The following is a 25033-nucleotide window of genomic DNA, read 5'->3' on the forward strand; positions in this document are numbered from 1 at the left end:
TCATGGGCCTCAGACAGATCGGCAGAAGCATGGGTCGGCTTACGCTTCACCTTCTCTGGCCATGGCCCGCGATACGGGGGAGTGTTCGACAACTGAATGCGCAAAAGCAGCAGCACAAGGAAAACATTCTGTACATTAGGGAGCTGGCGCGCGGAGACAAAATCAACGCATCCGTGGGGCCGCCTTCGTTGCGATCGTTCGACGAAATGATGAGAAACCGGCCGGCCGACGCACCCAGCATCGTCGCCCTGGAAAAACGATTCCTGCGGCAGAAGCGCTTGGCGATAGGAACCTGCGCAGCGTTCATCATCATGGCCGGCTACGCGATCGCAAAGGGCAACCTGCTCGGCATAGCAACCCTGCTTTCGTGCCTGCCGCTCTTTTTCATGGCCAGCCTGTCCGCGCAGCTACGGCTATGGCAATTGCGTATGCGGCGCCTCTCGAAAGAGGAGCATGGTGGGCTGCGGGATTTTATGCGAGAGATCGACGGCTGGTACTGGCAGGTCCTCGACCCGGAGTTAGGATTCAAGCGGGGAGACGAATCATGAAAACACGATCGAGGATATTTAAACTACCCGGACTCATCGCGATACTCACATTGGCCGCGCTGCCTGCCTTGGCCGCCGATGGAACGACACTTGGCACGATAAGCGATGCCGCCAAGCGGTCCGGCGACAAGAGCCGCCAGGCGCTCGTCTCGATCTTCGGTGACGTAGTCAATAACCCGCTCGCCAGCGGCGGCACGGGAGGCGGCGACACTATCCTCGCCGTGCTGTTCCAGACGACAAATGGCGCGCTTCTGGTCATCGGAGCCATGTTCGCGTGCTACATTTGGTTCCGCAACCTGACCAAGATCGCGCATGACGGCACCATCTATGAACGCTCGAACCACACACTATGGGGCCCTGTCCGCCTGGTATGGGGCTTGGCGTCGCTTGTACCGACGGCGAACGGCTGGGCCCTCTCGCAGCTGCTAATGCTGTGGGCGGCATCACTGTTGGGCGTAGGGATCGCGAACCTGGGCACCGATGGCGCGATCGCCGCCTTTGGCGATGGAACGGGCATGATCGTCCAGCCCGCGATGCCCAGTACCGTGACTCTCGCCCGAACGGTCTTCGAGCAAAACCTATGCATGCATTCCATCAACGCCGGTCTTGCGATGGCGGGCAGCGCCGGCGGTTTCGATTTTCCCGATGAGTTCGTCCAGCAATTCGGAACCGCCAATGGTTTTATCCTGAAACGCCCAAATGGCGCGAAGGTATGTGGCGGCGCAATGATCGACCAATCCAAGTTATCGCCAGTCCCAGCGTCGACCAGTTGGCTGGGAGGCACCATCGACACGAGCACAGTCTACAATGCACACCTGACCGCGCTCATGTCCCTGCAAGGAACGATCCTGAAGGATTCACTGGACTTTACCAACGCCGTGCTAAAACAAATGAATGGCGACATCGTCACCATACCAGACGCGAACCTTTCCATTGATCGAGCCGCCAGAGAGTACGAAAAGTACGTGAACAAGGAAGCCGGCACACGCGCGGGCGACATCGGTTTACTGGCAAGCAATCTAAGCGACAAGATCAAGGATGGCGGCTGGTGGACTCTGGGCGCTTGGTATCAGACCTTCGCTCACGCGAACAGCAAATTATCCAACGCCGTGGCCGGGAAAGCACAAACATTCGGCGAGGGCTTCGCCGGCGACCAGGGCATCGCCAGCGTCCGCGACGCGATCATGCGCGCCTACAAGACTCAGCAAGCGACGTCCCCTGATTCGTTTGCGATGGGGCAGTCTGTGGGCACGGCGAGCACGGATACGAACAAGCTCCTCGGCTCGATGTTCTCCAACTCAGGCCAGAAAATCGTCTCTTACATGACCAGCATGGATCTCAGTGCGGTCGGTGGAGGTACAACAAACCCCTTGATCAAGATGAAGAACCTGGGCGACTATACGTTAGCCACAGCCGAGACCGCGACAGTCGGATATGTTGCACTTCACGGGGTCGCCTCGGTCGCAACGGGCATTAGTGCCCCAGCCTTGGTTCTGAACGCTGTTACCGGAGCAGGTAATCTTGCGAAAGGAACGATTGAGGGACTCAGCCCGTTTTTTTTGATGATTGTGATCCCGATGTACCTAATCGGCGCGGGGCTTTCGATCTACCTCCCGCTTGTTCCATTCATCGTGTGGTTCGGCGCAATCATCAACTGGCTCGTCGTCGTCCTGGAAGCGATCATTGCCGCCCCGCTCTGGGCGATGACCCACCTCGACGGCGAGGGCGAAGGCATGGGTGCACGATCGGCGCATGGTTACATCTTCGTGCTAAATGTCATAGTGCGTCCCTTCCTCATGGTGGTAGGCTTCTTTGGCGGAGGAGCTTGCATGGTGGTGGGAGGCACTTTCCTGAACCAAATTTATGGAATCGCAGTTGCCAACGTCCAGTTCGACTCCGTAACCGGTCTCGTCAGCATGCTTGGTTTCCTGTACGTCTATTTCTCGGTCAGCCTTACCTTAATCCATAGCTGCTTCAACCTGGTTCTTATCGTTCCAGACCAAGTAATCAATTGGGTCGGAGGAACAGCCTCGTCATCGCTTGGTCGCGATGCCGGCGAGGCGGTCAAGAACTACGTAAATGTTCTTTCCCACAAGCTGGAGCATTTACGGCGAGGCCAAGGAGCAGACAAAGGAAAAACCGAGAGACCAGGCTCAGGAATAAAAAAATGAACGGAGGATATCATGCGAAACGTTGTACACAACATCGTCCAGGTCTTCGGAATGCTGTATTTCTTGGCCGCGTTGATCTTTGTTCCGGTCCTCGTCTACGTACTCTGGGAAGTGGCTGTAGACACGCGCATCGATAAAATGGTTGGTGTTTCCATTGCGGCAAAAATCGTGTTTGGATTACTCAGCGGTTATCTCCTGCTTAAGGTCTGGGTGGAGAAGAGCCGCATCGCGTTGTCATCCAAAATTAGGGCCGTCGCGCCGAAGGGATTCGCTCCTCGCTTTGAACTTCATGGCTGTGGCACAACCGAATATCTTGGAATGGCACCCGCAGACAACGTTATGGTTATCGTCGATATGAAGACCGGCATTGCCAGATGCGAATCGATGGAATTCTATCAGGGCTGGTATATCGAGGAAGGCCACAACTTCACATTTTTGACAATTCGGTTCAATAGCTTCGATTTTCCTTCAATCAAATTCCAGATTCCTCGTAAAAAGAAGGATGAGATCATCGCCAAGCTAAATTACGCGATGCAATTCTAGTGAATTGAGTCGCCTTGGGAGGGAGCCATGCATGAAACAGCGGTTCGGCACTGGACGAAGATTTTAGAAATCATGGCGGCCCGGAACAGGACTAGCCTTGGTGAACATGCGTACATCGCGTTGATGGCCACACTAGAAAACGGCAGCGATCCGCGTGCCTTGCGGAAGCTCGCAATTGACACTGCGACGGCACTTGGCAGGATCGACGGCCGGCTGTTGTCTCAACCCGGCGATGCATCATCGAATCAGGCCCAGCAGGAACAATCGCCGACAACCAAACCGGCCGCTTCAGCAACGGCTGCGGATACGAGAATACAGTCCGGGGCTAGAGCGTCGCGTGTGCGGGCGCGGCGCTTCCCGCCCCCGCCCTGACGCAGATCCCCATTACGTCGATGCCATTGGATTCTTTACGGTCACCACGCCATCATGAACAGAGGATTTTATGCCCCATAGAACGATTGCTGGCGCAGACGACGTGCGCATCCTCGGGATAGACCAGATCGAGATCAACAGACAACCACATCTGAAAGTCCGGGGCCTGATCTTCCATAACGCGTTGGCCGTTGGCGCCATCGAGTCCATCAAAGAAGGAAACGCCCCACGATTGCTTGTCAATATGGTCCCGGCACGCGACGGCCTGAGCGGAGCCTTTGAAGTCGACATTGCCATTTCTGGCGATCTGGAACTCGTCCTCTTCGGCCCGCTCGGCACCCCGATCTAGCGACGCGACTAAACCTCACGCATCCGCATCCGTTTGCGAAAAAACAAATACCCTTGGCGCGCCTACCCTATTCTACATACAGGCCTATATGCAAAACAAGGAAATCTAACGCGAGGTTCGCAAATGCCCGACGCCCCTGCACCGCTCCAGCCGAACGACACGAATACCCTGAAAATCGAGCCGCCACCGAATGTCCAGCCAACCCCGGCGCCAGACACCGTGCGGAGCAGTCAGCTGGAACGTGCATCGCGCGCCTACGCCGATATCCTGCTTATGCTTGCACCCGGACCCGATGTCGCTGCGGATCTGATGCGAGAACAGTTCACCGAACAGGCATCGAATCCAGAACGCTACCATCGGATCTCGGAGGTCGAAAACAGCAAGGGGTTACGAATTGGCGACAACGTAATCCGCCCCGAAAATCCGGAACGCATATACACCGTTACCAGTATTTGCGAGCGGAAGCTTGGGGCTGAACGGCGCATCAAGGTCCACACTATCGCAAGGGACACCTACGGAGGCTGGGTCGCCTTGGAAGCCGTGCAGAAGGTACCCGCAAGCCAGCCAGAACTGGCTTCGCTTCCATCGAGTGCAACATATCGATCGCAAACACAGAAACGCGTTGCGAAGGCGATGGATGCACGGCGTACAAATACTACAAGGGGAACGTCGGAACAGGACGACTTTCAAACGCATAAAAACCGCATGGTGGTGGCTGCCGCAGTCAAATGGGGATTTGAACCAGCGTCACTATCGCCGAACCAGGATGGTTGGATCACTCCGCGCTTTGCGCATATCGAATTCGCGGTCAATCTGACAGTCGCTGACGCCCATATCGAAATCACAGTCGCGCAGGCGCCGAACGGCAAATGGGCAGGCGCCGCTGCTTATACCGAAAGGCATGCGAGCTACATGTGCCGCCCTTTCCCAAACGGAAGCTACCGCCAGCACCCCAACCGCGACGCGGCGATCAGGGAACAACTGGCCTTTCTGCACGGCAGGATCAGCGATAAGCTGTTCACCCAGGTCGAACTCACGGCCGCCATCGATCCCTCGCCAGCGCAGAGCGTCAACCCGGCCCCGACCAAAGAATCCGCTGTCCCGGATAAAGTCGAGCAAGCACGAATCCTCCTCAATCAATTCATCGCAGAATCTGGCGACCTGTTTGGCACCGGCGGCATTCACTTGTTGGCCGGACCGGTTCATGCGCCGCAACGCATCCGGCTGCTGTCCTTGCTGCGAGACGGTGCGAAAATCGCGCCCTGCGAAGCCAGTACCGACGCGCTGCGCGATGCCTTCTATCTCGCCGCAGGCATCTCAGGTTCGACACCAACCGAATTAGAGGATAACTTCACCCGCTGGTGTACGCGGCCACCAGGCGGAGAGGTAGCCAAAGCGTCCGCAATCCAGCCCATCCCCAAGTATGCCAAAGCAGAACAGGCCGATGCTCGCATCACTCCGACGGTGCAGAATCCGGCTCTGCGGAGCCCTTTGCCCAAGGCTGACGACGATCCCGAGCGATACGCGCATCGAGCGCAACACGAAGTACAAAAAGACGATCAAAACGCGGCCCCGGTGCATCCAGACGCCACTCAGACTGCGCAATATGTGAAAGCGATTGATCTGGTCGCCGGCTGGGTAACTCAACGCCTGAGTCGGGATCTGCCGCGTGCGTTCACGGCGAGAGAACTATTCGATGTCGCCGACCAGGCATTCGGAGGGACGCAGGCAACTGGCCGCTATACAGCTAAGGACGCGTATGATGCGATGGAAGCAGGAATCCACCGGACGATTCTTGAGGCGCGGATCATGCCTGGTGGCGGCGCGGCCAGCTCCGCCCGCAAGCTCGCCGTACTCGCTGACATACTCCGGCGCGTCCCGCCCCAAACGCATCGGACCGCCGAAGCGGAAGAATACCAGCAATTCTCCTCGCCTCCCCCCTTGGCCTTTGTAGCCACATGGGCGGCCAATATCACACATCAAGACGTGATGCTCGAACCCTCGGCCGGCACTGGTGCGATCGCCACGTTCGGCACGCTGGCCGGCGCGGAGGTGATCCTCAATGAGCTTTCGTCCAGACGCGCCGCTATACTCAAGTCCCAATTCCCAAAGCAGCGCCTGTTCACGGAGAATGCGGAGCAACTGCACAATGCCCTGCCCGATTCGATCCGCCCCACCGTCATCGTGATGAATCCGCCATTCAACGCGACGGCGGGGCGCATGCAGGACGCTCGGCCGGCAACGATAGGCGCGCAACATGTTGAACAGGCGCTGCGGCGCCTTGCGCCGGGCGGGAGGCTCGTGGCAATCGTCGGCAGTGGCATGGCAATGGGCCGACCGAACAGCGCCAAATGGTGGGATTGGACCAAGGCCAGTTACACGGTACGCGCCAACATCGGCATCGACGGAAAAAACTACGCCAAATATGGCACAACCTTCGACATCCAATTGCTCGTGATCGACAAGACCGGCCCAACGCGGCTGCCTGTGCTCATGGCGGCGGTGGACGATGTCGCGGAACTGCTTCCTTTGCTTGAGGAGATACGCCATGATCGCCCACTCCCTGCGTCGAAACAACGCCAAATCACATCCCCTAAATCAGGCGGCGAACCGCTGGCTGCCGCCGGACTGGCGCACCGACCACGAGATGCCGCTGCTGACACTGATGCGATGGGGCCTCTCGAACGGGCTGTCCATCGTCCCGTCCGGCCCCAACCATCCGGATCAGGAACAGGTCGAGGCGATGCTCCGGCTGCTCGCCCGCCGCAAGCCGGCAAAGGTGATCGCGCTCCTGACCAATCCCGAGCGGACGGGACACGGGGAGACGGTGCTGACCGAGACGCACCTGCGGAACCTGACCTGCCCGCTAGACGCGGCGACACTCCTACTGGAGGCGCTGTGCAGCAGCATGGTGGCGACGCGCGCTTAAAAGACACGCCAATCGCTATCTCCCAGCGCGCGTCCGAGAGAAGCAATGAAGCACTGTCGGACGCGATCTACGAACACTACCTGCCCCAGCGTCTGTCCATCGACGGTGCGCGCAGCCATCCAGGCAAACTTGTCCAATCGGCGGCCATGGCCGCGACCGATCCTCCTGTCCCGCACTATATACCTAGCCTTCCCCGGTCTGTCATCGAAAAGGGGCAGCTGTCACTTCCACAGCTTGAGGCGGTTGTCTACGCCGGGCAGGCCCATGAGCAGCGCCTACCCGGCGGCCAGCGGCGCGGCTTTTTCATCGGCGACGGCACAGGGGTGGGCAAGGGGCGCACGATCGCCGGCATCATTCTCGACAACCTGCGGTCGGGACGCAGAAAGGCCGTCTGGATTTCCGAAAAAAGCGGACTGCTGAAAGACGCGCGGCGCGACTTCGCCGGCGTCGGTGGCGACCCCTCCGCCATTTTTTCCCATGGCCGGATTAAGGCGAACGAGGCCCTGCCACCACGCGACGGCGTCCTGTTCGCGTCGTACACACTACTAACCGCGACCCCGCGAAATCCCAACCCCGCAGCGACTTCCACGGTTGCCAAGACCAGATTGCACCAACTGTTAGCCTGGTTGGGAGAGGACTTTGATGGCGTCATCGCCCTCGACGAGAGTCACAATATGGCAAACTCGATCACGCGCCGCGGCGCGCGCGGCGTCACGCTCCCCTCGGCCAAAGCACTGGCCGGCATCGCGCTTCAGGATGCGCTGCCGAATGCCCGAGTCGTTTATGTCTCCGCGACCGGCGCGACCGAAGTGGCAAATCTGGCCTATGCCATCCGCCTCGGCCTGTGGGGCGAGGGCACGCCATTCGCCACCGTGTCGGACTTCATCGGTTCAATCAGCGCCGGCGGTGTCGCGGCGATGGAGCTGGTCAGCCGCGACATGAAGGCGATGGGCGTCTACCTGGCCAGGTCGCTGTCGTTCGACGGCGTTACCTATGAGCGGCTCGAACATACCCTCACGCCGCTTCAAACCGACATCTACAACGAATTGGCGGGGGCTTGGCAGACCGTGCTGCAAAACGTCGACCACGCATTGTCGGACACAGGCCAGGGAAAGGACGGCGCCGCCAAAAGCGCGGCACTGTCGCAGTTCTGGGGAGCCCACCAACGATTCTTCAATCAGATCATCACGTCGATGCAGATGCCCACTGTGATCGCCCAGGCCCGCATAGAAATTGAGCGTGGCCATGCCGTCGTAATGCAACTCGTAAACACCAACGAGGCCGCCCAGGAGCGACAGTTGGCCGACATGGCGGCGGCCGGCACCGATCTTGACGAACTTGACTTCACTCCTCGCCAGAACCTGATCGACTACGTCAAGACTGGATTCCCGGTTCAACAGTATGAGGAATACAAGGATGGAAACGGGAACGTCCGCTCGCGGCCGGCCCTCGATGCCGCCGGACGGCCAATGACCAACAGAGACATGGAGGCGCGGCGCGACGCCCTGGTGAGTTCCCTTGCTACGATTCGCGTTCCTGACAATCCGATTGACTCCATCCTCAATGCCTTCGGTCCCGATATGGTCGCCGAAGTGACGGGGCGCAGTCGCCGTTTCATCCTGGAACGCGATGGCAATGGAGACTTAAAATCAATTGAACAAAAGCGCTCTCACGCGACAGCCATGGCCGATGCTGATGGCTTCATGGACGACAAAAAACCCATCCTCGTTTTTTCCGACGCTGGAGGCACAGGCTATTCCTTTCACGCTGATCTGACGCGAGCCAACCAACGCAAGCGCATCCATTTCCTTATCCAGCCTGGATGGCGTGCCGACAAGGCGATCCAAGGCATGGGGCGCACGCACCGAACAAACGAGGCCAGCCAGCCGCACTATGTTCTGCCGACGACCAATTTGGAAGCGCAACGCCGCTTCATTTCATCGATAGCACGACGCCTCGACCAGCTTGGAGCGCTGACCAAGGGACAGCGTCAAACCGGCTCGCAAGGCCTCTTCGACGCCACGGACAATCTCGAATCTGACTATGCACGACGCGCGCTCCGCATGTTTTTCGTCGACATGTACGGTGGTCACGCGCGTCTCGACTTCGGACAAACATCTCACGCGCTGGGATTGAACGGCTTGATCGACGCAAGAACTGGTGCGCTCAACGAAAGCAAGCTGCCGTCTATCCCGCAATTCCTGAACCGCCTCCTTTCTCTCAAGACGGCGGAGCAAGACCGCGTCTTCGGCGAATTTTTCGAAAGAATGGAGCAATTGATTGAGAGCGCAAAGGAGCGCGGCGATTTCGATCACGGCGTGGAGACAATACGCGCGCAATCGATTCAGAAGCTACGGGATGAAATGGTCCACGCCGATGCTCGAACCGGAGCGGAAACCCACTATGTCGAGCTGGCGCTACATAAACCAACCCGTCTGACCCAATTCTACTCATTGCCTATTTGCGGCAAGAGCGGCGAGGCGTCTGACGACTTCCTCGGCTACTTCCGCAACGAAAAGAACAATAAAGTCTTCGCCCTTCAGCGCACCGGCCAAGGTACCAACGAAAAGGGGGCAGTGGTCACGCGCGCCCGCCAGTTCATGCCAACCGGGCCGACACGCCACGTCGAGAACGCAGACCAGGTGGCGGCAGGGGCGATTGGCCGGATCATGATCAAGCGCCGACAAGTGATTCAGGCGTATGGCGGACCTCCTTTCGAAGAGGGCTGGACACGTAACGGGAAAAGCCACACCGAACATAGCGCCACTGCCGCTGCGGAATTGGAGCGGGGCGGGATGGCGGCACTTGAGCGTCTCGCCACAATGCCAGGCATCGCAAGTGAACGAAGAACGGCGCTAGCCAGGATCGTCGAAAGGATCAAGGCCGAATTGGTGGAGAAGGAAGTCGAACGTGAAGTACCCGCGTACACCAGACTGACCGAGTCGACAGCGCGCGACGAATGGAATGCCGAGCTAGCGTCTGCTCCCAGGACCCACGTGCAGCATGTCCACATGATCACAGGCGCCCTACTTCCTATATGGGACCGAATCCCGGGTTCGCCGCGTGTGATTCGCACACAAACGGACGATGGTGAACGTCTGCTGGGCCGTACGGTCACACCAGCGCTGCTCACACAAACCTTGAAAAATCTGGGTGTCGGATCGGACCTCTCAAAGCTTCCCGCAGAGCGCATCGTCGCACGTATTCTCGAAGGGACCAAGGTCGTGCTGGCAAACGGGTGGGAAATCGCGACAGTTCGCGTCAGTCAAGAAACACGGATCGAAATCAAAGCCACTTCCATGAGCGAAAGTGAGCGCCGCGTGCTCACACAGCAAGGCGCATTCTGCGAACGCATACAATGGCTAGATCGCGTGTTCGTTCCGACCGGTGGCCAGGCTGCAGCGGTCCTCGCGCGCATCATCGAATCCAAACCTGTTGCCGAAATCTTTGAAACGCAAAGAAACGAGCCGACATCCGGCCCCGTGTTCTGCCAAACAGCACAACCGACTGCCGGCGCGGAAAAACGGACCAGCGATCACGGCACCGGGTTCAACCTAACGGCCCTCCGGAACGCCGCAAGCTCGATCCGGTCCGAATGGTCCGGTGCACCTCCGATCGTCTGTGTTCAATCGGCGGCCGATCTACCATTCCCCGCCCCGTCGACGACACAGGGGGCATTTCGCTTCGATACGATCTATCTTGTCGCCGACAACATCTCAAACTCCGCCGATTTTCAATTCGTCGTCGGGCACGAAGCTCTTGGCCATGCGGGCTTGCGCGCGATACTGGATCTCGACAGCCTTGCCGACGAAATGACCCGCCTGCGCCGAATCAATCCGAGCCTCGACCGGGCCGCCCGGCAAAAAGCGGCTGCAACCGGCTACGGCATCGAATTGGCCACGGAGGAAGCTCTGTGCGATATGGCTGGCGCCGGTCTGCGCATACACGGACTTCAATCGCTGATGTTAATGATTCAGCGCGGACTGCGCAGAGCCGGGCTGCACCAACTTGCGGATTGGTTCGAGAGCAAGTCACAATCGGAAACCGTGGACTTGCTGGGACGCGCACGTACCGCAGTCACAAAACAAACCCGGGAAGCGCTGGAGCCGGCAGCTCCATCCTCTGCAGTCTTCGCGTGCGGCGAACGTCGTTCGGATCAATCCTCCCGGAATGCCGCCTCGGTCGCCACCGATATGCGCTCTTCCTCCAGAAGACGCGCGACACGAAGCGAACATGTCGGAGCGGCGAACCACGGCAACAATTCTCGGTCGGCCCCGTTTGGCTTGCGCACGTTCGGGCTAAACTCCCTGAACAAGGTCCGTCCCGCGTACCGGGACACGGAGAACTGGCGAGCCGTCCCCTCAATAATGAGCCTGCCGAACGCCGTCGCGGAAATCCGTGCCAACTTGGCCCGCATCGAGAACACGCAGGGCGGCACACTTTACCTGCACCCAAATGGCAATATCGCGATCGTGCGCTGGGCACCACGAGCAGACAACCATTCAGCGATCAGATCGATCACCGCGCTGGCCGACAGGCATGGACTAGGTGTTCTAACAATGAAGTCAGCCTTCGTGGCGCTGGAAGAAAGTGACGCGATACTGCGGACACACGGATTTTCAATATGGAGCGCGAGTGTGACGTGGGCGGCGACGGGACGGAACGGTCCGCCGAACAGCGTCACCTTTGTGCGCAAGCCCGCCGGCGCCCCCCCTCTTCTCGCATTTTCCGTGCGAGGCACCGCTCGAAAATGCACTTCCTTCATGGCGCGCAGAAGGCGAAGCTTCCGACCGCTCCATCACGGCAGCACACGGCCCACAACAGGACGAGGCGGTGAAGCGCCCTCCCCACCTTGGTCGGCAATGCCGGCTCTCCTGACAAGTGATAGAGAATACATATCGTCCATGCACATCATTAACGCCTCGGCTGTTTCCGCATTCTGGCACCGAAACAGAAGGATCGCCCCTTCGATTGTCATCGCCCGCCCGACAACCGAGGCTACTTGGTTTTTTGTGTCGCGCTCACAAATGATTGCCGTGACAAGTCCCTCTCGCTCAGTAATCTCCACCGTACAGTTGATCGCCGCCTCGATGGCTGGCGTCAGTCGTGGACACCCGCCTTGGTCATGCAATAGCAGGGACACGATGAAGGGAACACTTCGTCCATCTCCATCGACCGCATAGTACGCGGGCACGGCATCAAGCTGGCGCAAGAAATCCATGGCATCTCCCAATTCGGCGTAGGTCGCCAATCCAGTGTCGCCTCATGATGTGCATCAGAGCCGATTAAGCGATTTCATATATTTTGTATTCAGGCCATTATATAAACCAATACGACACGCGTACGGACTCACCTCATGTTTCCCGCTTATATTGATCTATATCAAACCCCGGCATGCATTGTCGCCGCAGCCAAAGACTATTCTCTACCGCTGCGCGCTCTGCTTTCGGTGCAGCTGACTGAAGGAGGCCGACCCGGCGCGCTAAGCAAGAACAAGAATGGGAGCGTGGACCATGGGCCGTTCCAGATCAATACGGTCTGGGCCCATCGCTTGGCGCGCGACTTCGGAATCACGCCTGCCATGCTGACGAACGACTTGTGCTGGTCCGCGCGCGCCGGAGCCTACATTCTGCGCTACGAGATCAACCGGGCCAATGGCGACTTTTGGGAGGGCATCGGTCACTACCATTCCCATACACCGGAATTCAAGCAAGCATACATCGCTGCGGTCTACCGGAATTCATTGAAATTCTAAGAGCGGGCACAGCAATGAACAGATCGGACATCAAGCACGACGACATGGGCCTGGTATATCTCGGCATGACCGCCCTGACGATGGGGGGCCTCTGGCTGTTCTGGTCCGAGTATCATGCCGACATCGCATACTATGGCCTGAAATGGGCATGGTTGCAGTTAGGTCTGGTGGACTGGTCGTTCATGCCTAACGCGGTCCACGACCGCAGGAAACTCGCCGCCACCCTGGCTGCGATGCCTGCAGTTGTCTCGGCGCAGCAACTGCTGTCCCTCCTGAATCTATCGGCCTACGTATTCGTCTGCATCCCGCTTCTTCTCGCGGCGCGGGCGCTTCGGATCGCGCACCGGCACCCGGCCAACCGGACACGCCGCCATATAACGGTCGACACACTACCTTGGATCATGTCTACGCATTCGCCTGCCGTCATTCCAAGTCTGTACTACGGCGACCTGCTCAACACGGATCCCCCAGAGCATCGCAGTTCAAGGAATCCGGAGGAATGGGTGGCCGAGCATAGCCTGCTGATCAATGGTGTTCTCGATCGTGATCGTTGCCGAGTACTGCTGCGGCAGGACCTCGGCACCAAGATCGCGTCGCTTAGTGAAATGACGCCCCAAGAAAAAAGCATGTTTGCCGTATTCGGCGCCAGGCTGCTGTCCGACGGCCGGGACATCGAAAAGGCGCAGCAACTCCTTGACGCCTTGAACCGGTCCTGCCATCAGGGCACTTGGCAGGGGAAGCGCGGCTACCCGAATCTGTCGTTGACGGACGCTGCGTTCTCCCGCTATGCGCAGCATGCGGAGGCGCGTGAATGGCTGACGCGCCATCCGTATCCGCGTACGTTGCTCCACTCGATGCACAAGGCCGCGCTGGCGACGGGAAAACTTCCCTCTGCCCATTTTCGCTGGCTCAAGGGATTGGATCGCCAGCTCTGGTACGCGCTCAACACCACTGGGCGCAAGGGGCCGTTCATTGAATCAGCTGCGGTGTTCACACAGGCGTTGTGGGAGGACTTCGCCGCGGACAATGGCTACCGCCTGGACGCGCCACAGCTCGACGATGCGATCGACGGCATCGAAGCATACCTCATCAAGATCGGATTGACGACCACTCAACACTCAAAGGAGAAATAGATCATGAAGTCCAACGACACGATTCGACTATTCGAGCAGTCGCTCTACATTCAATACGGTGCCACCGGTGAACTTCAAAGCGTCAGCGCGCTGCGGCTCGATCAGGGTGTCACCTTCACGAAGGAAGCAAACACCATCAGTGCCCGCTACCACAATGCCGCCTCGTCGTTTCTGATCGAGCGCTTTGCCTCCGAGTCACTCGCCAACGCAGCCTACCAGCACCTGCAGCGTATGGTCCAACGCCATTCGCGGCACCGCCGGCTTACCATGGCTTGCAAGGGCATGCTGGCGTGGGGCGCGTTGCCGGCGATCGGCATCTTGTTCCTGTTGGTGTTGAATCTCGCGCTTACGCGCGTGATGGGCAACGGCCTCCAGCAGCCGCTGCCGTTGATATCCGACGCCATCGCCGCGCAGCCTCAGATGGCGCGCGCGTCCTCCACCCGGCCACCAACACCTGACGCACCTGAACTGGCCCAGGCCTTGGCCGACGGTGTCAGAGCGGGAAAATTCTCCGTCGCCTATTCGCGCGGCGCCAAGGGAACGCTGTATGTGTTCTCCGATCCGTCGTGCCCGTCATGCCGCAGCCTTGAGAACGAGCTGGTCAAACTCGGGAAGGACTACACGATTCACATCTTCCCTGTATCCGTCATCGGCGGCGGCACGTCGGCGCGCCGGCTCGAAAAATTGATGTGCGCGAGCAGCGACGCCCGCGCGGCAATGTGGAAAAAGATAATCGTGGGCGCGAGTTCCGGCGGCGAGGATTGCAGTGAGGGGGCAACGGCGGTGGCCGCCAACGACCAGATATTCCGCGCCATGCGCTTCGAAGGAACACCGACGATCATCAATTCAAGGGGAGACAAGTTTCCAGATGCATCGCCCAACACCACAGCGGCCATTCAGGGCTGGATGAACGCCCACAAGTAGCGCTCCTGCAAATACCATGGCGGAGGCTAGCGATGGCGATCAATCCACAGCACCAACTGGATCAGTCCAAGCTCACGCGCGACACGCGCAGCGGGACGGCCAAATTTTTTTCTGCCCTTTATCGTCCCGCCATTTTCAAGGCATTTCTAGTCTGCTTCATCATTCTGCAACTCTACCAGCCCTTTCTATGGCCAGCGTGGACAATTGCGATGATGATGCTGACGATGGGGTTTGAGGATCAGCGTTATGCACTACCTTTGCGTATGCCAAAGGATATCGGTGGGCTGGACCCGACAGACTACCAGGAGGAGATGCGGGAAGAAAGCTGGCTCTTTGGGCTGATCACGAAATCCCGTTCGGTACGCACGTTGATGGCCGCAGGCGGGATACTTTATCTCGGCTATCTGCGATCGCAGTATCCCGCTGAGCAGGGCCGCGAACTGTGGCTGACGAATTCGGACGCGCGCACGCACCTCTTCCTGGCCGCGACAACAGGCGGCGGCAAATCCGAAACGTTGATGGGTATCGCCTACAACGCCGCGTGCTGGGGCTCGGGATGCGTATATGCCGATGGCAAGGCGAGCGCCAACGTGCCGTTCTGCCTGTGGTCCCTGCTGCGCCGCCGCGGCCGGGAGGACGATTTTCTCCTCTTGAACTATCTAACTGGCGGCCAGGACCCTTTTCAGGCGATGGTTCAACAGGAGAACGGACATATACGCGGCCAGGCCGTGCTGCCACAGTCGAATTCGACCAATAGTTTTGCCGAGGGGGCCGCCGACTTCCTGCTGCAGCTAATGGCCTCGATCATTCACAAGGCTGTCGGCGAGGGACAAAAGTGGCAACAGCGCTCCTTGAACATGATCGATGCTCTGCTGCGCACGCTCTGCTACAAACGGGCCAAGGGTGAGTTGGACATCTCGATCGACACCATCCGCCACTACTTGGCTCTACAAAATCTGGTCCAGTTCTATATTGAAGGCCGCGAGGGCAAGATACCGGAACTGGCATTCCTGCCGATAAAGGCATACTTCGAGACAGGCCTCCCCGGCTTCAATCCGAGCCAGGCCCACGACCCGGCGCAATGGGATCCGGAGGTGTTCAACCAGCATGGCTACCTCACTGGCGAGTTCTCGCGCGTCCTGTCGATGATGGTCGATACCTACGGCTTTATCTTCCGGGACAAATATCCGGATGTGGACGCCACCGATGTTCTTCTCAACAACCGGTTCTTGATCGTGATGATTCCCTCAATGGAGAAATCGCCATCCGAAGCATCGTCGCTGGGCAAGTTCTACCTGTCTTCGGTGAGGCTGACAATGGCCCAGAATCTGGGCCATTGGCTGGAGGGCACGCGGGCACAAGTGCTCGACGCGAACGCGACCAATGCTCCGTGCCCGACGCCGATCATCAACGACGAGATCCAGGTATACTTTGCGGAGGGCATCGCCACCATGTACGCACAAGCACGCGAACTCAATTTTATGATGATCTCGTCGGTTCAGGACGTGCAAGGGCTCAAACGCAGCGAGGCCGGCCAGGAGGCTGCTTCACTGATCGCGAACACAAAGATCAAATGGACGCTTGCCCTCGAAGACCCCGAGGATACCTTCGATCTGTTCCGCAAGGCGGGTGGTGAAACTTACTACAGCATGCTGTCCGGTCATGACGCGGTCAGCGGTACGTTCTCGACGGCATTTCAAGCACAGACGAGTGCGACAATCGAAAAACGCGACCGGATCGTCCTGTCCGACCTTAAGAAGCTCAACCCCGGAGAAGGAGTGATGATTTTCAAGGATGCCGTCGTTCCCTGCTCTTCGTTTTACATACCCGACGAGGAAAAGAAGAGCGCGCTGTTGGCTGCCCGAATCAATCGATTCCTTCAGATCGAGCGTCCGCACATCAGGCGCTTGCCATCCGACGCAGTGAAGATCACGCGCAAGAACGCTAGCCTGTCCGATTACATCCTGACGCAACTGCACCGCTGCGCCAAACCATGCTACCCGGAGCTCGATGACCCTATCCTTTCGGCGGTCAAGACGTCCGCGTCCCACATGAACGAGATGAGCCGCTTCGAGGTCTCACCGGTCGAGCGAGGCATCGTCCTGTTCCAGGCTGCGCGCAAGGCACTGAAGCTTGCCGAGCAATCGGGCCGCACCGGCTACATGCATACAGCCAGCTACGATTACCCCATGGCGCTCGCCGTCGATGACGCAAATGACGAGCCTGAAAATAACATTAAGTAGCACGGGGCCGCGTACTGGCGCGCGGCGGACTTGGTTTGACATCCGGCCCGGAGCGGTTAGTGCGAACGGTCTTATCCGTTGGAGTCGGAAGCTCTAAGGAAATCCTGGTATCCGGGTTCAGTCGGCAAGTTGCCTCCTGAATCGCACCCCATTGGCTGAACGGAACGGTACCGACATTGAGCGGACGCTCACTGAAGTGCGTTCGTGCTCCGTGTACCAGAACCTTAAGGTGCGCCATAGCCACATCCGACAACAGGCTCGCCACCAGCTCCGGCCTTTCGATCACCAGCAAATGCGGTTTGCCAGAAAATACGCTGTCCAGCGACTTACCTTGCCCCATAAGCTTTTCCGTCAGCATGGAATCGATCTCGTCGAGCATCGCACGCGAAGATCGCTGAACGTTAAGAAAATCGTACTCAATCAACTCCCCCGGCTTCATCACCCCTGGATTGACTTTGCGGTCAAGCCGGACCAGGAAGTCGATCACGGTGAACTGAAGACCATGTCGGTCCGCGTACTTGCCGGCAGCCATGAAACCATCTTGTTTGCTTTGGTTCCCATACAATGCAGACAGCGTCGCAGGAACACCGGTGCTCAGCACCAATCCTACATCTTTGAGCGCAATGGTCCGCTCAAGTTGTCCATTGTAAAAATGAACTGTCGACAGTTCAATCACCGCACCCGATACCGCTGCATTTTCAGTCGTCATCATTAGAGCTTTCCGGTTGACGTCTCCAACCTTGTGTCAGCACATTCGGAATGCCCTGTCTCCCTCCAACCGCACTGGCCACTTCGAGCATGACTTTGAGCGACTGTTTCGGGGTAAGCTTTAATTTCCGAACGGCCTCCATCCACTTAATCAGCGGCCTTCCCGGCCTACCCTCGTGAAGCAAAAGCCTAATCACGGAAGGTGGGGAGCGCCCAATCAGCGACGCGAACATTTCTCTGTCTTGTGCCGAATCCTTCAACCCGAGAAACTCGTAGAACTCTTTGACATCGAAAAGCACTTTCGATGGCGCCGCCTCTGGATACTGCTGATACAGATGCAAGAGCATCGCGACGACCGGATCGCCAATTTCCTCTGACAATAGTGGTTCGTTTGTCAATTCCTCCCATTTGCCTTTTTGAAGCCCAAACGCATCCGCAGCCGAGACAACCGACAAACCGCGTCGGATGCGCCACTGTTCGAGATCAACGCCGCGCAAGGGGGAAAGCTCCTGATTCATAACGCCCTTTAAAGCCCTATTGTGTTTAAGAATCATAGCAAACTTAGATCGAGTTTGCGCGATCTCCATCAGAGGTTTCGGCGACGTGTTAATTTGTATAATAGCCATTGTACGGAATAGCCAAGCATCTGAAAAAGCTGTTCTAGGGATGAAACTTGGAAATCAGTACATGCGGTTATCGAGACCGGTTGTTATTCCCTGCCCCACGTGAATAGGTGTAACCATGGAAACTTCTTCAGATCTACCCGCAACAATGACGGCTGACATCGCAGGCAGCCAACGGCTTTCCGTCCAAACGGATACGGAATCTCGGCACGCGGACGCGGACGTGCCACAAGCCCAACGTCTTCGCAAGCCTGCGGAGACGGATCCGCCTCATCACGTTCGACTAGAACGCGAAGCATACGAGGTGGCCAGCTTCATAGCTGGCAATTGCGATATGCCCCATTGGAAAATCGCGTCCAACACCAAACAGGCCGATCCATCACTATACTCAATATTGAACGATGCAAGCAGAATGCGTATGCTTGATCCTCTTGTAAACGCGCGCCTCAATGGCCTTCCCACTTTTTATGTAAGTGAAACCCAAGCGGTGATCGCTAACGCGCTGGATCGTGTCGATGTCTTGGAGCGAACAGACGTGGCCGCAGCTGACCGCAGCGCAGCCGGACTACCAGCAAAAACGTTTGATCCTTGGCTCGATGTCGAAGCTGTCGTGGATTTTGTCGCCGTCAACCGCCGCCTGGCCCCGCACATCATCTTTCAAAATCTGGCCCTCGCAGATGACCACCTGAAGGCTATATTCTCCAACCACGCCCATATTGAAGCAATCGAAGGCCACATCAACCGACAAATCCCGACGTCGGATGCCAGGGCGGTCATCGACCTACACGAAGTGGTCGCCGTCGCGCTTGAACGCGACGACGCACACAAAAGGACCGCATTTGCGGAGGCTGCGCGCCTAGCCGACGCCAGGCGAATCAATACTGAAAACCTGTATGCATCGCGGCAACCTGAAATGCCCACTGCGCGCTCGCGAGGTGTCGATACGCTTGGAAACCCATCGTGGGATGAACAAGAGCAATCTGCCGAACACTTCTATCTGCGAACGTTGAACGCGCGCGGCAAGGACGAGGAAGTCGCTTACTCTTCACTCCACGATGCGCTGCGCGGATTCCTGATGCAGCCGTACAGCAAGCGCCCGCGTGTGTTGAAGAATAGCCAGTTGATGGCGTCATTTACATCGGATGCGGGACCGATACCATGGTTCCGCGATGAGAATGTCGAGGTCGCCTATTTGAACGCGTTTGCATCGCCGGAACACCAACTCGCCATCCGCCAAGTGCATCAAATCGGTAAGTTCCTGCTGCCCAACCTGCCGATGTCGAACGACACCCTAATTGGCGCTTATAACAAAGCGCCACCCGAGCTTAAATCACTCCTCGGCAATCCTGTCCGCATGGAGGAACTAGCCGGCCTGCTTAGTAAGCGCTCGGGCATCGATCCGATCGATTTGAGGCGCATCCAAGCGCTTCTTACGCGGCAAGCGGATACTGTAACCACGCGCCCGCCGGCGCCGCCAAGTGAACTTGTTCCGTCCATGCCCACATCTCAACCTGACCAGATGCCGCACGATGTCCCACTCGCAGCACCAATGGAAGCAACGGTTGGTCCGGCGGGCAATGGCTTTCGGCCCGTGGGACCATTTCCCGCGGAACGTCCCGTACCGATTTCGATGGCAGGCATACTCGAACGCATCACCCATAAGGCCAAACGTGACGGCAGCGTCGAATACAGCCTCGACGGGCGACCGGCGTTCATCGACCACGGCGACCAAATCCTGATGGTTGGCGATGCGGACCGTGACGAACAGGCCATAGTCGCAGCCCTGCTGGTAGCAAAAGAAAAATATGGCGGTGCGTTCGAACTGACAGGCGACATCGACTTCAAGCAACACGCGATCGAAATCATGATCAAATACAAAATCGAAGCCATGCTCAAGAGTCCTGAACAGGATGCCATGCGTCGCGACCTCCTCAAGGCTACGGAAGCCGGTCCAGCTCGGCCAGCAAGCACGACTGCACCGACAATGCCCGTTGACCTGAAACGGCTTATTCCCCCTGCGGAACCCGTGAATGCAACGCCCCAACCGTTAGACGAGGCCATGCCATCTGCGCCGCCAGTCCCTACGGCATCGCCAAGCGCATCGGAGCCAAGCCCACTCGAGGATCCTGTCAACCGGCTTGCGGGAAATGTTCTTGGCTTTGGCAAGGCCCCCTACGAACACAAACCGCGCCAGAAGATGAGCTATTTCGTCGAACTTGAAAATGCGGATGGCCGGACACGAACGACTTGGGGCGTAGATCTCGAACGCGCCGCGCGGGAACAGAATTTGAATATCGGCGATGCGGTCGTGCTTCAGAATCTGGGGAGAACGCCCGTCGAAGTGCGGCAGGACGTCGTAGACAAAGATGGCAAAGTCATCGGCGATGAAACCGTCGTCTCGCACCGCAACGCGTGGGAAATCGAATTTATTAAGCGCGCCAAACCGATGGATAGGCACAGCGTGGCCGACCGGACCGTGGATGTTGTTGACGTGCCGGCAGCGGCGCCGCCGACGACCTCCTTCGTCGATGCGGGTGCGTGGTGGGCCAGCCAGCAAACCATCATCCAAAACCTATCCGTAGATTACAAGGAAATGCAAGCGGACCTCGAACGCCTGGGCCCACGGCCTCCCGCTGGCTTGGTGTACTGGTTCGACGACGGACGCCCCAGCGAGCCGCCGCCGGATGCCGCGCGAATCCTCCATCGCTCGGCATCGGTTAAGGGCGAGCCTGATGCCATGCAACCAAAGCCGATATTGGCGATCCATGCCATCACAGCACTGCCAGATGGAAGATTCGTTCCCTCCGTACTCTTGTTTAAAAGCGCGACGGGCGATTATTTGCAAGGATTCGTCCGGAACGGAAAGGACAAACAGCAAGTCATTGCGAGTATTGTGAGCGATCCGGCCGCCGCAGGGGGGCAAACTATTCGCCTGTCAAAGCTGACGATGGCGGCCGACGGCACGCACTGGCAACCGATGGGGAACGGCAGCGCGATCAACCGCAGCGACGACGGCCGCGAAGTTTACTTCGACGAGGTGCGGTTCACCATCGGCGATTCGACGCTGGTCGCCCGCGTGAGTGATCGACTGGATCACAAGCTACGCCAAAGGATTGGATTCGAAAAGCCGCAGCGGGAGCGGCCTCGGGACGAAACTACCAGCGCTCCAAACGCCGCAGCGCCAAAGCGATCGAAGTCCGCCAACGACAAGGAGACACCCAGCGCGCCGGCCGCGCGCAAGGCGAATCGGCAACGCAGCATATCTCAAAGGGGGTAGCCATATCCAACCGCGCCTGCTTTCCGGCCTCCATGCGCGGCATTCCAAGGCTCCCATTCAGCAATCAAACGACATGCAGAAAGGATTCATCATGAAAACAGCAGTTGCAACAGTGGTCCTGCTGGCGCTTCTCGCAGCAGCAAGTGCCCAAGCTAATTGTCGCGTGGCCCACGCGGCGAAGACAGGCGGCGATGCTGGCCTCGCCAGGGACCAGGCGGCGGCCACAACTGCCGCAGACACAGAACGGACCAATTCCGATACGCTTGGAAAATGTATCACTAGCATCACTTCGATTTCGGTTGTGCCAGCGTTTCCATCACTCATGGATATTTTTAATGCGGCAACCACGAAAATGTGCAGGCTCGCGAATGACGCCATCCCGCGCGTACCGCCTATCGTACTGGGGGCCGGCATACCGCTTCCTGCCGGTTCGCTTCCGACGCCTGCGCCGCTTCCCTTACCTGCCAATCCGCGCTCTGCGACACCTTCTGCAGACTTCTGGAGCAAAATTTGGCGATGAAATAGATGCTATACCCACCACCGGTGCAGCCGTGCCTGGTTCGCAAGCAAAGGGGAAGATCATTCCGAGCAATACGTGAGGAGACAGGCAACGGCTCATCAAAGATTACGAGACTTGGCCAGTTCCATCAACGCCGTAACAACAGGGCGCGCTCGACGCAGCAACATAGACCTGACTACGGTTTGCCCTGCTTGTCCTTCTGTAAGTTCAATTCCAGGATCAACGTCTTTTCATATTCAAACGGATGGTCCTGCTCAGGGTACGCGTAAGCCCGGTATGCTCGCCTCGTGAAGTCATTCGCCCATTCCGCAGCTTCCTGGGATAGCGCCCATCCCAGCGGCGCGGTGTGCCCGGTATGGGAGGCCACGCCTTCGTTTCCATGTAACTGGTCGCGCGCCACCGCTTCGGGAGGACGCTCGGATTCAAATTTCGTAATTTCTTCAGACGTCAATCGGTTCAAAGTGGCCTTTGTCATTGGCCAGTAGATAATCTGTTGCTCGCCCAGGCGCTTTCTCAATGCCAGCAATACGCCGTCCACTCGACTGTCACGTGCCGCCAGCACTGTATCGAACGGGGTTTGAATTTGCGCCAACAAGCCGCCGTCTGCGTAATTTTCCAGCGGCCGCTTTGTCATGCCCTCATCTGGATTGCTCGTGATGACGACAACATATATGCGCTCTGGTGCCACCTTATGATCCAGTAAGCCTTGGACGACCTCACTCAAGGTAATTAGGCCAGAGTTATCAGCATAACCCCCATCGACCAGCGAACGCTGGGTCAGTATCCGGTTGCGCTGCCATGGGTTCCAACCGTACACGTCACGGTTGTAGGCCGGGCTAATGAGTGGGAACCGCGCGCTATCGATGGCGTCACTCAACAACGGCTGAGGCTGTGCCGCACAATAACCATCGGTCGGGCAAAACAGTGGCTTGCTCAAGACGACACGTCGCCCGTCTTGCGCCGACGTCGCATTGAGCAGGACATAGGGCAAGCGCCCCGCAGTAGCGCCAGGTTCCGTGCTGCGGTCCGCAAGCAAGGTATTGCTGCCTGGCAGAGCCTTCCTGTGGCTGGCCAGCAGTTGGGCATACGCCCTCGCCCAAGAGGCACGCAACGTACCGGCGCGACTGGCCGAATCGAACTCGTCCGGGCCGGAACGGATCGCGGCCGGCAACAGGCTCCGCGGCAGATCGCGAAACAGCCATCGTATAACGGTCGGCGAAAGATGGTCCTGGACCGCCATCATCATGAGCGCCAAAGATGTCTCATCAGGACGGACCGCAACAGCCGGGTCAACATGCCAACAGGCGTCGCGCATCGTAGTGGTGCGTGGTAAATCCTCCCGGCTGGCCACATACGCAGCGGCGCCCAACGCACCGCCAGAAACGGCACTGATAGCAAACACCCGGTCACCAAATTCTCCGCAGGTGGCATTATCGACGGCTGACAGTATAGTCGCGGTATGTACTGCCGCACGCGACCCGCCTCCAGCGGCGGCAACGACGATCACGGGCCGCAGATCTTCTTCGCCTCCACGGAATGCCTGCCACGCATCAAACTGGGAGGCCACCGCCTGTGCTGGTTCGCAGAGCCCTGCCCGTTTGTTACATAGGTCATCCGGCAAGGACTGATCCGGACCAATCGTCATCTTCGGCACTTGCGGGATCAGGATTAGGGCCAACAGCAGCACGGTCAACATGAAACGCAGCACAAGTGAGATGACAAAGAAGAAGCCAAAGGCCAGCAACAGCGTCAACGTGATGCACAGCACCAATGCAGCGGGTGCCGAAATGAACTGCGATGCGGCTTCGGCATAGGCACCTGCCAATACCCCGAACCCCAGCGTCACGAGCAAGGCCAGCAGCCATGTCATGACAGCACGCGGACGCAAATGCGACACCCAGCGCCGCGACATGGCACTAAACCGTATCCCGTTATCCAGCAGTCGACCACGGCTGCGTACCCAGCGCTGCACGCCCGCGCGCCGGCGAAACATCACAAATATCAGATAGAGCGCTGGCAGCAGCATAGTCAAGGAGAGCGACCATGTCCACCTGGCGGCCTTGGTGGAAGAAAGAGTGGCCATGGAGATGTCGAAAAACGCGAACCCGCTCAGGGACTCGACCACGGCTACCGCAAGGATCCGATGGAACAACCGGCGTTTAAGCTGCAGCACAAACACGATGTAGCAAACGGCAGTGCTTACCAACGGTATGAGCATCCACCAAGCGTCGTTTTCCGGTGTCGCCTGAATCGTGCAAAACACGATGCTGAGGGCACCCACCGCCAAACCACACCACATTTTCCTTCGGCTAAATTCCTGCGGCATATGGCGCCGCAGCAACAAGGGTAATAGCAGCCAGAATGTTACATAGGCGAGACCTGCGCCGAGTTGGGTCAATGACGTGCGCCGGAATGGGCTATCAAGCGTCGTCAAGGGCCCCAACAGAATTAAAGCGGAGACATACAACGGTATCGCCCCAAGAAGCCGCGGCAACCATATTTCAATGCAACGTGTGTAACGTTTTCGCAGGTGACGTGGCGGCTTGCGATAAACAACGAGCACTCTGGCTGTGTACCACAGACAAAGTGAAAGACCGAGCAGCGCCATTTCGAATACGAGGAACTGGGTAGCGCTAGCGCGGACGCCATACCCGAAAATGCAATGCTGTGGCTGACTCGCGCAGACCAGTAACATGCCGGCAAAGAATTCAGTTGACTGTGGCAAATACAGAAGCCAGACCGTCAGAGCTGTAACCAGCACCGGTAGCAAGCACCGCCGCATGACATCGCACAGCGCATACAACGCGTCCCAGATAACCTGGACGAGATCTGTGCCGCCAGGGCCGAAGTCTCGCTTTGTCGGTGTTAGCGGAGGTAGGTTCTTACTTTGGTTCATACATTAAGCTAAGCGCAGGCAAAAATGCCATTATATGCACAA

The 25033-nt window shown here is 58.1% G+C and carries 14 protein-coding genes; 11 read left to right on the top strand and 3 right to left on the bottom strand.

All coding sequences use genetic code 11. From position 1 onward, the window contains the following. The first annotated feature begins 2 nt into the window (after nucleotides 1–2). The 9 genes from AC07P1_RS30755 to AC07P1_RS30795 all read left to right on the top strand — a co-directional run bounded on the left by AC07P1_RS30755 (nucleotide 3) and on the right by AC07P1_RS30795 (nucleotide 16967). Nucleotides 3–548 (top strand): hypothetical protein, encoded by a 546-nt coding sequence (locus AC07P1_RS30755; RefSeq protein ID WP_494699396.1) that lies wholly within the window; start codon nucleotides 3–5, stop codon nucleotides 546–548. After that, nucleotides 545–2719, top strand: coding sequence for a DotA/TraY family protein (locus AC07P1_RS30760; protein WP_494699397.1), 2175 nt, complete (start codon nucleotides 545–547; stop codon nucleotides 2717–2719). Before AC07P1_RS30755 ends, AC07P1_RS30760 begins: the two co-directional genes overlap by 4 nt. Nucleotides 2720–2731: 12 nt before the next feature. Beyond that, nucleotides 2732–3262 carry a hypothetical protein gene (locus AC07P1_RS30765; protein WP_494699398.1) on the top strand — a complete coding sequence of 177 codons (531 nt, stop codon included), beginning with the start codon at nucleotides 2732–2734 and terminating at the stop codon, nucleotides 3260–3262. Nucleotides 3263–3704: 442 nt separating this feature from the next. Then, on the top strand, nucleotides 3705–3983 hold the full coding sequence (locus AC07P1_RS30770) for a hypothetical protein (protein WP_494699399.1): 279 nt from the start codon (nucleotides 3705–3707) through the stop codon (nucleotides 3981–3983). 123 nt (nucleotides 3984–4106) lie between these two features. Continuing rightward, the gene (locus AC07P1_RS30775; protein WP_494699400.1) at nucleotides 4107–12095 is read left to right on the top strand and encodes a strawberry notch-like NTP hydrolase domain-containing protein; all 7989 of its coding nucleotides are present in this window, start codon (nucleotides 4107–4109) and stop codon (nucleotides 12093–12095) included. A gap of 173 nt (nucleotides 12096–12268) precedes the next feature. After that, a complete protein-coding gene (locus tag AC07P1_RS30780) occupies nucleotides 12269–12667 on the top strand; it encodes a lytic transglycosylase domain-containing protein (RefSeq protein WP_494699401.1) in 399 nt (132 codons plus the stop codon). Between the two features lie 14 nt (nucleotides 12668–12681). Beyond that, nucleotides 12682–13800: a secretion/conjugation apparatus DotM-related subunit gene (locus tag AC07P1_RS30785; protein WP_494699402.1), complete on the top strand. Its 1119-nt coding sequence runs from the start codon at nucleotides 12682–12684 to the stop codon at nucleotides 13798–13800. Nucleotides 13801–13803: 3 nt separating this feature from the next. After that, a complete protein-coding gene (locus tag AC07P1_RS30790; protein ID WP_494699403.1) occupies nucleotides 13804–14724 on the top strand; it encodes a DsbC family protein in 921 nt (306 codons plus the stop codon). A 32-nt stretch (nucleotides 14725–14756) separates the two neighbouring features. Then, a complete protein-coding gene (locus AC07P1_RS30795) occupies nucleotides 14757–16967 on the top strand; it encodes a hypothetical protein (protein WP_494699404.1) in 2211 nt (736 codons plus the stop codon). Here the strand turns inward: AC07P1_RS30795 and AC07P1_RS30800 are convergent. Continuing rightward, nucleotides 16960–17679, bottom strand: a complete 720-nt coding sequence (locus AC07P1_RS30800) for a hypothetical protein (protein ID WP_494699405.1) — start codon at nucleotides 17677–17679, stop codon at nucleotides 16960–16962. The genes AC07P1_RS30795 and AC07P1_RS30800 overlap by 8 nt on opposite strands. Continuing rightward, entirely contained in the window at nucleotides 17666–18262 is a 597-nt protein-coding gene (locus AC07P1_RS30805; RefSeq protein ID WP_494699406.1) for a hypothetical protein, read from the bottom strand. The genes AC07P1_RS30800 and AC07P1_RS30805 overlap by 14 nt, the downstream gene beginning before the upstream one ends. Nucleotides 18263–18416: 154 nt before the next feature. On the opposite strand from AC07P1_RS30805, the gene AC07P1_RS30810 reads away from it, so the two are divergent. After that, a complete protein-coding gene (locus AC07P1_RS30810; protein ID WP_494699407.1) occupies nucleotides 18417–21575 on the top strand; it encodes an LPD7 domain-containing protein in 3159 nt (1052 codons plus the stop codon). 91 nt (nucleotides 21576–21666) lie between these two features. Next, the gene (locus AC07P1_RS30815; RefSeq protein WP_494699408.1) at nucleotides 21667–22095 is read left to right on the top strand and encodes a hypothetical protein; all 429 of its coding nucleotides are present in this window, start codon (nucleotides 21667–21669) and stop codon (nucleotides 22093–22095) included. Nucleotides 22096–22270: 175 nt separating this feature from the next. Here the strand turns inward: AC07P1_RS30815 and AC07P1_RS30820 are convergent, their stop codons facing one another. Beyond that, nucleotides 22271–24991 (bottom strand): DUF2339 domain-containing protein, encoded by a 2721-nt coding sequence (locus AC07P1_RS30820; protein WP_494699409.1) that lies wholly within the window; start codon nucleotides 24989–24991, stop codon nucleotides 22271–22273. Between the last annotated feature and the right edge of the window lie 42 nt (nucleotides 24992–25033).

The sequence above is a fragment of the Duganella sp. GW821-FHT07F09 genome (genome assembly GCF_059418705.1).